This window comes from Bacillus sp. ILBB4, from assembly GCF_035064545.1.
GTDB lineage: Bacteria > Bacillota > Bacilli > Bacillales > Bacillaceae_H > Priestia.
The window spans coordinates 915,192-928,295 of sequence record NZ_JAIQVD010000001.1; the positions used below are offsets into that span (position 1 = coordinate 915,192).

The window sequence follows — 13,104 nt, forward strand, 5'->3', positions numbered from 1 at the left end:
AACGCGGAGCAATCCGCGTTTTATTGTTTCACATCTACTAAATCTATAAAAAATTTTCCTTTGTCGTAACTACAATATGAAATCTTATCTAAGTTTGAATACCCTAGCTTTGCCAGCTCTGTCCTTAACCATTCCGTCGTTTTATGTTCATGCAGCAGATGCTCTTCTTGAATAATGCCGTCAATGATAAAAGGCAAATTCAAATTGCCTTTTTCACCTGATTGCTGATCTTTTTCAAACACGGATAGCCTTCCTGAAGATTCTAAAATAGCAAATTCAACATCAGCTACATTTTTTATATTTTTATCTCGCAGCTGCACGAGCAAATCATTGAAGTTATATCGCTGCCTTTTCATTTCATGTTCGTTTATTTTTCCATTTTCAATAATAATGCTAGGCTTTCCATCAATAAAATTTCGCATTCGATTGCTTTTAAGAGACCATATAGCTAAGCCAATTTGAATAATAAGAAGCGTTAACATCGGAAGAATTGAATGCAGCAAAGGATCTTTTGGATTTTCAATAGCCATTACTGCCATTTCAGCAATCATAATAAAGACCACTAAATCCAATATGCTCAGCTCCCCTATTTCCCTTTTACCCATAACGCGAAAAATAATTAAAACTACTACATATAAAAGAACGGTTCGCGCAACCATGATCAACAACTCCACCGCAAAGACCTCCTTTATGTATTCCCTTGTAGTTTGTACCATTTATTTTAAAATAGCCTTACTTTTACGCGTCTATTTTGAAGGTCTCTCGAATATGCTCGTACTAAGGGTTCACCTATCTTTTTATTTCATGAGGGGGAAACAAGTTGGGTGCAAAACGAATGAGCAACGCTGTATTTGCAGGAGTGGCAACAGTCTTGGTGATGGGTTTAGCAATTAGCATTATCTTTTCGCTTATTTTAAAATTTACATCGGTTGAAGAACAGTCGGTCCGTTTATTTTTACTTATTCTCTCATTTATCACACTGTTTATCGGAGGATTTATCGCGGGAGGAAGAAACGGCTCAAAGGGACTTCTTGTTGGAGGAGCCACTGGTGTTTCTTATTCTTTTTTAATGTTTTTACTACAATTCCTCGGCTATAGTCACCTGTTTTCTGCACAGCAGCTGTTATTTCACGCTGGATTTATTGGAGTCGCTATTCTCGGGGGAATTGTTGGCGTAAACATTGCCGGTTCACGAGAAGCATAAAAAAACGTCACGTACATGTACGTGACGTTTTTTTATTAATCTACGCTTCTTACTTCACGAATAGCATTGCGATCAAACGTTAATTTTGAACCGTCAGTGCTGCGAACCACAACTTGTGACTCATCAATTGCGTCTACCAAACCGTGCATACCGCCAATTGTAACAACCTTATCACCTTTTTTAAGTGCTGATTGCATTTGCTGTACGTTTTTTTGACGTTTTTGCTGTGGACGGATTAACAAGAAATAGAAAATGACAAACATTAAAAGTAATGGCCAAATATTTTGTAAAACACCCATGAAAACTCCTCCTTTTATTTATATTATCAACAGGTACTCATTCATAAATTTGATGAAAATTCCTGTAGTGACCTAGAAATTCTTTGCGTCCGGGCCGTTAAACCCATATTTTTCAAAGAACTCATCGCGGAAATCGCCAAGTCGGTCTTCGCGAATGGCTTCACGGACTTGCTCCATTAAGTTTAGCAGAAAATATAAGTTATGGTAAGATGTTAAACGAATTCCAAACGTTTCATTGCAACGAATTAAGTGGCGAATATACGCTCTTGAATAATTTTGACATGTATAGCAGTCACAGTTTGGATCAATCGGACCGAAGTCTTCTGCATATTTTGCATTTTTAACAACAAGACGACCTTCGCTTGTCATAAGCGTTCCGTTACGTGCAATACGCGTTGGTAATACGCAATCAAACATATCGATTCCGCGAATCGCTCCATCAATTAACGAGTCAGGTGATCCTACTCCCATTAAATAACGTGGTTTGTCGGTTGGTAAGTATGGCGTCGTAAACTCAAGCACACGATTCATTACATCTTTTGGTTCTCCAACTGACAGGCCTCCCACAGCATAACCTGGGAAGTCCATTGAAACTAAATCAGCTGCACTTTGACGGCGTAAATCTTCAAACTCTCCGCCTTGAACAATCCCAAAAAGACCTTGGTCTTGAGGGCGGCTGTGAGCCTCAAGGCATCGCTCTGCCCAGCGGCTTGTGCGTTCAACTGAACGTTTTAAGTAGTCATATTCTGCTGGATAAGGTGGACATTCATCAAATGCCATCATAATATCAGAACCAAGCGCATTTTGAATGTCCATCGCTTTTTCTGGAGATAAGAAAAGCTTGTCTCCATTCAAATGGTTGCGGAAATGAACTCCTTCTTCTTCAATACGGCGCAAATCACTTAAGCTAAAAACTTGGAAGCCGCCTGAATCCGTTAAGATGGGACGATCCCAGTTCATAAATTTATGAAGGCCTCCCGCTTTTTTAACAATTTCATGACCCGGACGAAGCCATAAATGATACGTATTACTTAAAATAATGCCTGCTCCCATTGCTTTTAAATCTTCCGGAGACATTGTTTTTACTGTAGCTAATGTGCCTACTGGCATAAAAATAGGCGTTTCAAATGAGCCGTGAGGCGTATGGACAATCCCTAAACGCGCTCCTGTTTGTTTACAAGTTTTTATATGTTCGTAACGAATTGCTGTCATTGATGTATTCCTTTCATGTTAAATTACAAAATTAGCATCGCGTCGCCGAAGCTGAAAAAGCGATACTTCTCTGCTACAGCTTGTTCATAGGCAGAAATGACGTTTTCCCTTCCTGCTAAGGCACTTACAAGCATAATGAGCGTAGATTTTGGAAGGTGGAAATTTGTAATCATTCCATCAATTGCTTTAAATTCATACCCTGGAAAGATAAAAATATTGGTCCAGCCTGAAGAAGCAACAAATTTGCCGTTATGCTCAGTTGCAATCGTTTCAAGGGTACGGGTAGAAGTTGTGCCTACTGAAATAATGCGACCGCCTTTTTCGCGTACGCTGTTTAGTAAAGCAGCGGTTCCTTCACTCACTTGATAAAACTCTGAGTGCATATCGTGCTCTTCTAAGTCGTCAACGCTGACTGGACGGAATGTACCCAATCCGACATGAAGCGTTAAAAATGCAATATGCACACCTTTTTCTTTTAACTGTTCAAGCATCTCTTCTGTAAAGTGAAGACCTGCTGTTGGCGCTGCTGCAGAACCTTGTTCGCGAGCAAAAACCGTTTGGTAGCGCTCTTGATCATCCAAGCGTTCTTTAATATAAGGCGGCAGCGGCATTTCTCCCAGTTGTTCCAACACCTCATAAAAGATGCCTTCATAGTTAAATTCTAACAAACGTCCGCCTTGGTCGCTCGTTTCTTTACATACAGCTGTCAGACGTCCGTCACCAAACGAAATAACCGTGCCTTCTTTTACTCGCTTAGCCGGTTTTACAAGCGTCTCCCACGTATCGCCTTGTGTTTGTTTTAAAAGCAATACTTCAATATTAGCACCTGTATCTTCTTTTGTCCCAAATAATCGTGCAGGAAGAACACGCGTGTCGTTTAACACTAAACAATCTCCTTCTTGCACATAATCAAGAAGGTCATGAAACATATGATGCTTCACACTTCCTGTTTCCTTGTTTAATACCATGAGTCTTGACGCATCTCGCTGCTCAAGCGGCGTTTGGGCAATCAATTCTTCTGGTAAATGAAAATCAAATAAATCTACTTTCAAAATGTTCACCTGTTTCTACTTAATTATTTAAATTTGCCAATTACATAAAAAATAAGTGATAACACAACGCTTACTAGAATACATGTCACAATCGGGAAATAAAAGGTTGTATTTCCTTTTTTGATAAAAATATCGCCAGGAAGCTTGCCAACAAACTGCCATAATAGCCCAATGACGACTAAAATGCCCCCTAATGTGATAAGCATCTTAGGCATATCATTCACTGATCAGGCACCTCCAGCTGAAAATGATCATAAACCAAAGGCGTCACAATTCGTCCTCGCGGCGTTCGCTGCAAAAAGCCGATTTGCAATAGATACGGCTCGTATACGTCTTCAATTGTGTGAGACTCTTCACCAATAGTAGCCGATATGGTGTCTAACCCTACAGGTCCGCCCCTAAATTTTTCGATAATCCCTCTTAATAATTTATGGTCAATATGATCAAGACCTAAACGGTCCACCTGCAACATTTCTAATGCTTCGTTGGCAAGCCTTTCGGTTATGGCTCCGTCTCCTTTGACCTGAGCAAAATCTCTGACTCTTCGAAGCAAGCGATTCGCAATACGCGGGGTTCCCCTAGCACGCCTAGCCATCTCAAACGTAGCTTTCTCATCAATCTCTACATCTAAAATAGCGGCTGTCCTTTCTACTATCGAAGCAAGATCTTCTTCTTGGTAATATTCTAAACGGCTTAAAACGCCGAAGCGATCACGCAAAGGAGAAGATAAAAGCCCTGCTCTTGTCGTTGCACCTACTAGCGTAAACGGAGGCAAATCCAGACGGACGGAACGTGCACTCGGTCCTTTTCCAATAACAATATCTAAACAGAAATCTTCCATTGCTGGGTATAGTACTTCTTCAACCGAACGATTTAATCGATGAATTTCATCAATAAAAAGCACATCTCCAGGCTCTAAGCTAGTTAAAACTGCGGCTAAGTCTCCTGGACGCTCAATAGCTGGTCCTGAGGTCGTTCGGATTTGTACGCCCATTTCATTAGCGATAATAGTAGCAAGAGTTGTTTTCCCCAATCCTGGAGGACCATATAAAAGCACGTGATCTAACGTTTCGCTTCGCATTTTGGCAGCTTTAATAAAAATGTCAAGATGGGATTTTACTTTATGCTGACCAATGTACTGCTGTAAGGTTTGCGGCCGCAAACTTTGCTCGATGATTTCTTCTTCACCAAGAACATCTCCCGTTACAATACGATCGTCCATTTTACTCCTCCCTTACTTATTGTTTCAATAATCGTTTTAACGCTTCTTTAATATACTGATCCGTTGTCATCGTTTCCTTCATTAAAGCCGGAACAATTTTTTTGATTTCTCTTTCTGCATAACCTAATACTTTCAGTGCTTCAATCGCTTCATCGAGTGCTTCTGAACTTTGAGATTTGACTTCTTGTGCGTCCAAATCTGCAAATAAAGAAGGAACGGCATCTGGTACAATATCATGCAGTTTTCCTTTTAAATCTAGAATCATCTGTCGAGCTGTTTTTTTACCTACTCCTGGAAACTTAACTAAAAACTTCTCGTCTTCCTCTTCCACAGCTTGGACAACCTGCGCTGGATTACCTGACGCTAAAATAGCTAAACCGCCTTTTGGGCCGATTCCTGACACGCTAATTAACTTCATAAATAAATCCTTTTGTTCTCGGGAAGCAAACCCGTAAAGTGCAATTACGTCTTCTCTTACATATTGATAGGTGTAAACCGTCTTGGGTTGTTCATCAATTGAAAATACATATGGATTCGGCGTAAAGACTTGATAGCCTATCCCGTTGTTTTCGATTACTACATACTCAGGATTTATATATGTAACAGTGCCTTTGATATAATCAAACAATAAGCTCTCTCCTTAATCACGTACGCGCGGGCAGTGATCTTCAACTTTGCCTACGAAGAATCCTGCCCGCATCGTTCTCTATTTTCCTTTAAAGCTGCTTTTTAAAAAGACGTTCAAGAGAACGTTTGCCTCTTTTCATCTTTGTCAACCTATTTTTACAATAGCTGTAAAAAATAGAACCGCCCACTTCTATTGATGAATGACCTTTTAAAATATATACAATACTAGACTGCTGAATACCATTTTAACATATCGCCAAAAGCAAATAGAAGCAATTTAGAATGTTGAATTCAATAATTATTTTACCATACTAAAAAACGGCTACTTGATTGAAAGCGGCCGCTGCTGGAGCTGATAGATTTTATAGAAATTAATGAGAGAAAGATATTCATCTTTTGATTGAACGCGAATACCTTTCTTTAATTGTTCATGCTGATAACTCTCAAGCCTTTTGATGTCAATTTGAAAAAACGACTGTATAATGTGCTGCGACGAAGCTGGCTTGCCTTCAAATGCTGAGAGAATACCGTTAACAGAAAGCCCTACATAACCGTTTTCTTTTAAAATAGGTGAAATATCGTCTATGCTTGTTCTAAAAACTAGCTCTTGATCCGTTTCTTTAAGCAGTCGCCAATTTTTATATTTTTTCATTAATTGTTTTTTCGTCATAGAAGGGCTTTTGATCATCTCTTGACTTACGACTCCATCCACATACACGCACTCAAGAAATAATGTCATCGGCTCCTTTTCATTCGCATCTGCACGGTATGGCATTATACAAAGCACAATACTTACTAGCATTAAAAAAGCTGCTTGATGAATGACTTTCTTCACTCACCTTCACCTCACACGTTAATCATACTCTTTTTAGTATTATCTAAAAAGGTTTTGTGAAAATCTACACTAATAGTTTGACCTACTTATTTTCTTTTATCCTCTTATTTTATGAAGCAAATCCCTTTTACGATATTATGTTAAGAAAACATGGAGTATTTGTTACATTTGCACACTATTTGTAAAATTTTCTCTTGAACGTTTTAATTAAATTTTCGAAGGGTATGTACATAGTGGAAGTAATTGTAAGGACTTCTATTATCTATTTTCATAAAAAGGGAGCTGAAGTAATGAGAATGAATAAACGTGTAGTCGGAACTTTTTTTTCAGAGAAAGAAGCTTTAGATGTTATCCATAATTTAAAGCGTCAAGGTTATCGAGAAACAGACATTATGGTCATTTCTAACAGTAAAAGCAATACATTTCAAATAGGTCACGATACAAATGTAATTATTGAAGCTGGTTCACCTGCCGTAAGTTCATTAGCTGGCGTCATGATGGATAACTTTTTTACCATGATGACAGGCGGCATGGGGCTCAAACAAGGAAACGGCTTGAAATCAAAATTAATCCGCATGGGCATACCAGACTTCTCAGCCGTGCAGTGCGAGACAGATGTAGCTGCTGGTAAAATTCTAATCTTGATAGATGCCGTAAGCTCTGAACAAACTCCAGCGTACGGAACCTATACGGAACACAACGAGCATAGAGCCGTCCAACTACGTGAAGAAAAATTAGATGTCTTAAAAGAACGCGTCCAAGTCGGTGAAGTAAAACTCCACAAAAAAGTAATAGAGGAAGAAAGAACTGTACACGTTCCTGTTACGAGAGAAGAGTTTTATATTGAACGTCGCCCTGTAGTTGACGGAGACTATAACGCTGGGCCACTTACAGAAGATGAAATTATTCGTGTTCCAATCATGGAAGAACGAGTAGAAATAACCAAAAGACCAGTTATTGTTGAAGAAGTAATTATAGGAAAAAAACTTATTCAAGAAACAAAAGAATGGACTGAAACGATTAAGAAAGAAGAAGCAAGCGTAGAACCTGAGGGACTCGCGAGCCCTGAAGTATACGAAAATATGATGAACTATACAGACCATACTTACGCTCAAGTTTCTGCAGCTCTAGCAAGCGACGTGGAAGCTGAATACGAAAATAGTCAGACAACTAACAACGAGAAGCCAAACACACAAGCTAATGAGACAAGCTCTTCTGCAAAAAATGTAAAAAATACAAAGAGTGTCGCTACGGCACCAGCAGATACGAAAAAAAGAGAAGGTCGCCTCAAACAAAATGAAACTAACGCTCAAAAGGAAGAAGCAGAATCCAGAACAACAAACAAATCTGCTTCTAACAAGAAAAATTAATAGTTACATGTTCGAGGAATAGCTGCCTGGCTTCAATGGCAGCTTTTTTATATGTCTTCTCATCAAAAAAACAGCCGTCCTTCACAGACAGCTGCTTCTTCATTTAACGATGTTTATGATTGACATTCTCATCGACTGATTCAAATAGACCATTGAAATTAGTTTGAATCGTATTTCGGTCTTTTCCATTTCGAATATCGTCATCAAGAGAGCGAGCGTTCATAAATACATCATGATCTACTTTTACTTGAACATTGTAGTCCTTTGCAATAGGCTTTACTTTATCGAGCACGTTTTGTTTTAAACGGCCGTTATTTATGTCTTTGGCCGGATCCACAGCAACTAATAGCTGATCTCCACGGACAACGGCGCGACTATTTTCTACACCTTTAACGCTTGCAGCCCGATCAGCCACTTTTTCTGTAAAGTCTCTTGGATAATCTTCACCATAATACATATTAGCAACACCATTTGTACGATCATTTGTATTATTGATGTTTCCATAAGGGTTTGTCGGATTGTCAAAACGTCCATCACTTACGTTTAATGGATAATTAGGTGTTCCATTCCCATCTAAAACTTCAGTCATTGGACCTTTCGGATTATCTACGCGATGTTCATTCGCTTTTTCATTTGTATGATACCCAACAGGCTGTGTCGTATCTGTATAGCGCTGTTCCATACCTTGGTCTTTGTTATTGCAAGCGCCAAGTCCCATCATACATGCAAAAGCTAAAGAAGTTGCTACATACCTATTCAACATAATCGCCCCCTAATTTAAGCTCTATTTACTCTGAGCTTACTATTAGGATTAAAAGACGAGCCGTTTCTTATTCGATGAAGTGTTTATAAACTCTTTACATGTCATGTAGGTTTTGTAAGTGCTGGTAAATCACTCGATAAAAATGTGTACGCTGTGACCATTCTTCGACTGATTGCTGCATTAACCTTTGGCGATTTGCCCATGATAAAGCAGAGACATTTACATTCCAGTTTCTCATCAGCATCGATGGAAATAGTAAAGAAGCAAGAAAAAAACGCTGCTTGCTTAATTCTTTTATTTTCGAGTGTTGAAGTAGTTCTTTCATCGACCACTGGACGTAAGGCAAAAAGCGCTGGACAAGCTGAACATAGTCATAAAGAGCAGGAGCTTTAGCCGATAAGTCAAAATCAATCATAACAATACCCAAGTGGTTTGTTTTCAAGAAATTATGTGAAGCAACGTCACCGTGAATAATGGAACAGTTCAACCCACTATCTTTGAAACGTTCCATTAAGACTAAAGCTTTTTCTCCCCAAGTCACAATGTCTTTATATACATGAAATTGATTAAATTCCCTAAATATATGTGAGGTTTCTCGAAAAGAGGAAAGCCGCTTTTTCCATTTTAAAATAAGATCATACTCAGAAAGCTTTGTATACGCGGCTATTTTCTTTTTATGAACTTCTCCATGATAGCGGATCAATGCTTGTAATACTTCTTCACGATCCTGAAAACTTTCATACGTTACCTCTTTTACTTGCTTAACAAAAGGCATCATCGCCCAATACAAATGACGGTCCTTTATATAAAGTTCCCCTTCTGGGTAAGCTTCGAAATTAACAGCGTACCCTTGTTGAATCTGAGATAAAAAATGATAAACATGTTCAATTTTACCTTTGTCTCTGTATGCTTTTATTACTTTTTTTCCTTTATTCGTATCCGCTATGATGACATGAGGCTTTTTCATACGGTAGGTCTCAACGTGAATATCTCTTTTTTTCAAATAGAGAAAGAGACGATTTAAATTAAAATCGTCTCGTCTATAATAATCAATCTTCATCTTCGTCGTACTCATCATATTCTGGAATACTAAATGCATTTGGGTCAAACGCAGGATACGAAGGTACACCAGTCATGCCATATGGGGCTAGATAGGGTGCCCTTGGGTCCTGAAAGCCATAAGGTACCTGCTGTTGGTACTGTGGATAAGGCTGCTGTGGTGCATAGTCGTCAGGTCTTGGTTCACCGCATCCGCAGTCTCCTTGCTGCTGTGGCGCATATTGCTGCCCATAATGGTAAGGTGCGTTTCCAAAACCATCGGAAGAACTTTCATAATGGCCACCTGTCATAGCTCCTTGTACTTGTGGATACATCGGTGCTTGATGATAGGCCGGATAAACGGGCTGCTGATATCCCCATGGAGGCGGACAAGGAGAACATTGTACCGGTCCATAGCAGCTGTGTGGCATCATTGGATACATTGGCATCGGTGCCATGTGAGCGCCCATTGCATGTTCTTCAAACGATTCGTTTTCATAACCGTGATGATACATTGGAGCCTGTTGATACATTGGCATTGGATATGGCTGCGGTGCATACATTGGCGGATGACACGGCATATAATTAAATCCGTAGCCTGGCATCACAGGCGATATCGGCATGATTGGGTAACATGGCATTTGAGGAGGCATTTCTATACTCTCCATCTCAGGACTTTCTGGCGATTCATGCTTGGGTAGTTCTTTTGGTGCTTCTTTTTTTGGAGCCTGCATCGCCATATTAACGGTGTAATAATTGTTAATATCAATCTCAGGTGCAATTGGCTTTAATTTAGGAAGCTTTGGCGCAACTGGCATTTCTTTTTTAGGCTGCGCAATTGGTGCTTCTTTTTTAGGCTGTGCGACCGGTGCTTCTTTTTTTGGCTGCGCAATCGGCGCTTCCTTTTTCGGTTGAGCAATCGGTGCTTCTTTCTTTGGCTGCGCAATTGGTGCTTCTTTTATCGGTTGCATAAACGGTGTTTGAGCAGGCTGATTAGCTGACTTTTTCTCATCTGGACTTTCATCAATTTCCGTTACTGGATAAGCTTTTGTGGATTGGTCACTATAAGGATGTTGAACTTTAGGCATTTCTTTTATACCAGGTGAAGGAGCTCCTTCTTTTTGAACAGGCACTCCGCTTGTCGGAACTTTAATTTTCATTCCAGGCATGATCATGTCTGGATTGCTTAATTGAGAATTCGCTTTTTTTAACTCTTCAAAATTAACCCCATACTTTTCAGCGATTTTCCAAAGGGTATCCCCTTTTTGAACGATATGGATTTTCAACGTCATTCCCCTCCCGAGTAGAGTCTCTGCCATCTATATGTGCAAAATCAAAGTAAGTTCTGTTTGTTCATCACAAGATATGCCTTGAACCATTTTTTTATTCATTTCGCCCACAGTTTGGTTCAAGTTTTTATGATAAAGAAAAAAAGACTTATCAACACAAACAATATGTCAATAAGTCTTCTTTTAGACCTTCTCTTTTTAATTGTCTTAAAAATTTTTATGCTCGTTCTAACATATTCGTTAGCGCTTTGATCGCCCCTTGCGCTGTATGTTTATCCACCTTGATTTGATTCACTTCTGTTCCTTCTTCGATGCTTTCTAAAGCCCACAGCAAGTGAGGCAAATCAATTCGGTTCATCGTCAAACAAGGACACATATAAGGATTAAGCGAAACAATTTCTTTATCCGGATGACTGTTGATAATCCGTTTCACTAAGTTCATTTCCGTGCCAATGGCCCATTTAGAGCCTGAAGGAGCTTTTTCAATTGTATCAATAATATATTTTGTAGAACCTGCATAATCTGATTTTTGCACCACTTCATAAGAACACTCCGGATGAACAATAATATTCATATCAGGCTGCTTCTCGCGTAAATAATCAATATTTTTAACCGTGAAATTTTCGTGCACAGAACAGTGACCTTTCCACAGAATCACCTTGATGTTGTTTATATCCCCTTCATATTCAAGCATTTCTTCAATAGGATTCCAAATGGCCATTTCATCTAGTCCAACACCTAAATCATAAGCAGTGTTTCTGCCTAAATGCTGATCTGGCAAAAAGAGAATGCGCTCTTTTTTAGAAAATGCCCACTCCACCATATTTTTTGCATTTGACGATGTTACTGTTGCACCATCATGTTCGCCTACAAAAGATTTAATTGCAGCTGTAGAGTTCACATACGTAAGCGGAATAATCGTATCTCCGAAAAGATCCTGTAAGACAGGCCATGCCTTTTCTGTTTGCTGAATAGTAGCCATATCAGCCATTGAACAGCCAGCGCGCATATCGGGTAAAATGACTTTTTGATTTTCAGCTGTTAAAATATCAGCTGTTTCTGCCATGAAGTGAACGCCGCAAAACACAATATGCTCAGCTTCTCTATTTTCAGCTGCTATTTGAGCCAGCTGTAAGGAGTCTCCTACCGCATCTGCAAATTCGTACACTTCGTCTTTTTGATAATGATGGCCGAGCAGAAACAATTTGCTTCCGAGCTTTTTCTTGATTTCTAATACTCTTCTTTTCATTTCATTTTCTGTGAGCTGCGTATATTTAGCGGGCAGCGTTTGCTGCTGAAGCGTTTGTAATAAACTCATGATTTCCTGTTCCCCTTTCTGTTAGTAAGTCCAAGCTGATATCGATAGACCCTGCTGAATGCGTTAAAGCTCCAAGTGAAATATAGTCCACTCCGCTGTCTCTAAAAGAATGGAGCGTGCCAAGCGTAATTCCACCGGATGCTTCTGTGACAATATGAGCGGGAACCAGCGGTATCCAATCTTTAATGACTTCTGGAGAACAGTTATCGAACATAATGACATCTGCTCCTGCCTCTATTGCTTCTAGCAATTGACTTTTGTTTTCAATTTCTACTTCCACCTTAACCATATGTCCAACCTGCTCTCTTACTTTCACAACAGCGTCTAGAATAGATCCTGCATGTGCAATATGGTTATCTTTTAACATGACGCCATCGTACAATCCAAAACGATGATTATAACCTCCTCCAGCACGAACAGCATACTTTTCTAACATTCGCATACCAGGCGTTGTTTTTCGCGTGTCACATATGCGCGTATGTGAGCTGCCAAGCAGCGCTACGGCTTTGTGCGTCATCGTGGCAATGCCACTCATTCTTTGAAGTAAGTTTAAGATTACCCGTTCACCGGTCAAAATAGATCGCACGGGTCCTGAAACGGTAGCTATTTTATCGCCAGGCTTAAGAACATCTCCATCTTTTTTCTCGAAATTCACTTTCACGTCAGGGTCTATTAAATGAAATCCTTCTTTAATCAATTCCACTCCTGCGATAATACCTGATTGCTTTGCCGTGAACACAGCTTTCCCTTGGTCAGACGGAGAAAAAATAGCTTCACAGGTTATATCTCCATCTCCAATGTCTTCTATAAAAAAAGACTGCAATATTTTTTGTAATTTCAACGTGTTCATTGTGCTACCTTCACCTTTCTTTTTA

15 protein-coding genes are annotated in these 13,104 nt (G+C 39.5%); 2 read left to right on the top strand and 13 right to left on the bottom strand.

The features are described from left to right. Positions 1-20: 20 nt before the first annotated feature. Positions 21-674 (bottom strand): DUF421 domain-containing protein, encoded by a 654-nt coding sequence (locus tag LAV82_RS04900; protein ID WP_029320123.1) that lies wholly within the window; start codon positions 672-674, stop codon positions 21-23. 146 nt (positions 675-820) lie between these two features. Between LAV82_RS04900 and LAV82_RS04905 the strand changes: the two genes are divergently transcribed. Beyond that, positions 821-1,204 carry a TIGR04086 family membrane protein gene (locus tag LAV82_RS04905; RefSeq protein WP_013059315.1) on the top strand — a complete coding sequence of 128 codons (384 nt, stop codon included), beginning with the start codon at positions 821-823 and terminating at the stop codon, positions 1,202-1,204. Between the two features lie 35 nt (positions 1,205-1,239). On the opposite strand, the gene yajC is transcribed toward LAV82_RS04905, so the two are convergent. The 7 genes from yajC to LAV82_RS04940 all read right to left on the bottom strand — a co-directional run bounded on the left by yajC (position 1,240) and on the right by LAV82_RS04940 (position 6,451). After that, positions 1,240-1,503, bottom strand: a complete 264-nt coding sequence (gene yajC / locus LAV82_RS04910; RefSeq protein ID WP_013059316.1) for a preprotein translocase subunit YajC — start codon at positions 1,501-1,503, stop codon at positions 1,240-1,242. 72 nt (positions 1,504-1,575) lie between these two features. Further along, entirely contained in the window at positions 1,576-2,715 is a 1,140-nt protein-coding gene (gene tgt / locus LAV82_RS04915) for a tRNA guanosine(34) transglycosylase Tgt (protein ID WP_013059317.1), read from the bottom strand. A 23-nt stretch (positions 2,716-2,738) separates the two neighbouring features. Continuing rightward, complete coding sequence (gene queA / locus LAV82_RS04920; protein ID WP_013059318.1) at positions 2,739-3,767, bottom strand: tRNA preQ1(34) S-adenosylmethionine ribosyltransferase-isomerase QueA; 1,029 nt, start codon at positions 3,765-3,767, stop codon at positions 2,739-2,741. Positions 3,768-3,790: 23 nt separating this feature from the next. Beyond that, positions 3,791-3,991 carry a DUF2905 domain-containing protein gene (locus LAV82_RS04925; protein ID WP_013059319.1) on the bottom strand — a complete coding sequence of 67 codons (201 nt, stop codon included), beginning with the start codon at positions 3,989-3,991 and terminating at the stop codon, positions 3,791-3,793. Next, positions 3,988-4,989 (bottom strand): Holliday junction branch migration DNA helicase RuvB, encoded by a 1,002-nt coding sequence (gene ruvB / locus LAV82_RS04930; protein ID WP_013059320.1) that lies wholly within the window; start codon positions 4,987-4,989, stop codon positions 3,988-3,990. The genes LAV82_RS04925 and ruvB overlap by 4 nt, the downstream gene beginning before the upstream one ends. 16 nt (positions 4,990-5,005) lie before the next feature. Beyond that, positions 5,006-5,617, bottom strand: a complete 612-nt coding sequence (ruvA, locus tag LAV82_RS04935; protein ID WP_013059321.1) for a Holliday junction branch migration protein RuvA — start codon at positions 5,615-5,617, stop codon at positions 5,006-5,008. Positions 5,618-5,938: 321 nt separating this feature from the next. Continuing rightward, positions 5,939-6,451 (bottom strand): BofC C-terminal domain-containing protein, encoded by a 513-nt coding sequence (locus tag LAV82_RS04940; RefSeq protein ID WP_081252168.1) that lies wholly within the window; start codon positions 6,449-6,451, stop codon positions 5,939-5,941. A gap of 290 nt (positions 6,452-6,741) precedes the next feature. Here LAV82_RS04940 and LAV82_RS04945 point away from each other — a divergent pair, with 290 nt between their 5' ends. Then, positions 6,742-7,821, top strand: a complete 1,080-nt coding sequence (locus LAV82_RS04945; RefSeq protein WP_499715700.1) for a YsnF/AvaK domain-containing protein — start codon at positions 6,742-6,744, stop codon at positions 7,819-7,821. Between the two features lie 103 nt (positions 7,822-7,924). Here the strand turns inward: LAV82_RS04945 and LAV82_RS04950 are convergent, their stop codons facing one another. The 5 genes from LAV82_RS04950 to nadC all read right to left on the bottom strand — a co-directional run bounded on the left by LAV82_RS04950 (position 7,925) and on the right by nadC (position 13,079). Beyond that, positions 7,925-8,584, bottom strand: coding sequence for a YhcN/YlaJ family sporulation lipoprotein (locus LAV82_RS04950; protein WP_013059324.1), 660 nt, complete (start codon positions 8,582-8,584; stop codon positions 7,925-7,927). Between the two features lie 94 nt (positions 8,585-8,678). After that, complete coding sequence (locus LAV82_RS04955) at positions 8,679-9,644, bottom strand: phosphotransferase (RefSeq protein WP_228541022.1); 966 nt, start codon at positions 9,642-9,644, stop codon at positions 8,679-8,681. After that, positions 9,634-10,914 (bottom strand): SafA/ExsA family spore coat assembly protein, encoded by a 1,281-nt coding sequence (gene safA, locus LAV82_RS04960; protein ID WP_211077256.1) that lies wholly within the window; start codon positions 10,912-10,914, stop codon positions 9,634-9,636. Before safA ends, LAV82_RS04955 begins: the two co-directional genes overlap by 11 nt. 214 nt (positions 10,915-11,128) lie before the next feature. Next, positions 11,129-12,229, bottom strand: coding sequence for a quinolinate synthase NadA (gene nadA, locus LAV82_RS04965; RefSeq protein ID WP_055992468.1), 1,101 nt, complete (start codon positions 12,227-12,229; stop codon positions 11,129-11,131). Then, a complete protein-coding gene (gene nadC / locus LAV82_RS04970; RefSeq protein ID WP_499715701.1) occupies positions 12,186-13,079 on the bottom strand; it encodes a carboxylating nicotinate-nucleotide diphosphorylase in 894 nt (297 codons plus the stop codon). The genes nadA and nadC overlap by 44 nt, the downstream gene beginning before the upstream one ends. Between the last annotated feature and the right edge of the window lie 25 nt (positions 13,080-13,104).

What these genes read in the sequence shown, in the direction of transcription:
- tgt (WP_013059317.1), bottom strand. Translation starts at nt 2,715, where the DNA reads ATGACAGCAATTCGTTACGAACATATAAAAACTTGTAAACAAACAGGA.
- ruvB (WP_013059320.1), bottom strand. Translation starts at nt 4,989, where the DNA reads ATGGACGATCGTATTGTAACGGGAGATGTTCTTGGTGAAGAAGAAATC.
- nadC (WP_499715701.1), bottom strand. Translation starts at nt 13,079, where the DNA reads ATGAACACGTTGAAATTACAAAAAATATTGCAGTCTTTTTTTATAGAA.
- LAV82_RS04950 (WP_013059324.1), bottom strand. Translation starts at nt 8,584, where the DNA reads ATGTTGAATAGGTATGTAGCAACTTCTTTAGCTTTTGCATGTATGATG.
- nadA (WP_055992468.1), bottom strand. Translation starts at nt 12,229, where the DNA reads ATGAGTTTATTACAAACGCTTCAGCAGCAAACGCTGCCCGCTAAATAT.
- LAV82_RS04945 (WP_499715700.1), top strand. Translation starts at nt 6,742, where the DNA reads ATGAGAATGAATAAACGTGTAGTCGGAACTTTTTTTTCAGAGAAAGAA.
- safA (WP_211077256.1), bottom strand. Translation starts at nt 10,914, where the DNA reads ATGACGTTGAAAATCCATATCGTTCAAAAAGGGGATACCCTTTGGAAA.
- yajC (WP_013059316.1), bottom strand. Translation starts at nt 1,503, where the DNA reads ATGGGTGTTTTACAAAATATTTGGCCATTACTTTTAATGTTTGTCATT.
- LAV82_RS04955 (WP_228541022.1), bottom strand. Translation starts at nt 9,644, where the DNA reads ATGAAGATTGATTATTATAGACGAGACGATTTTAATTTAAATCGTCTC.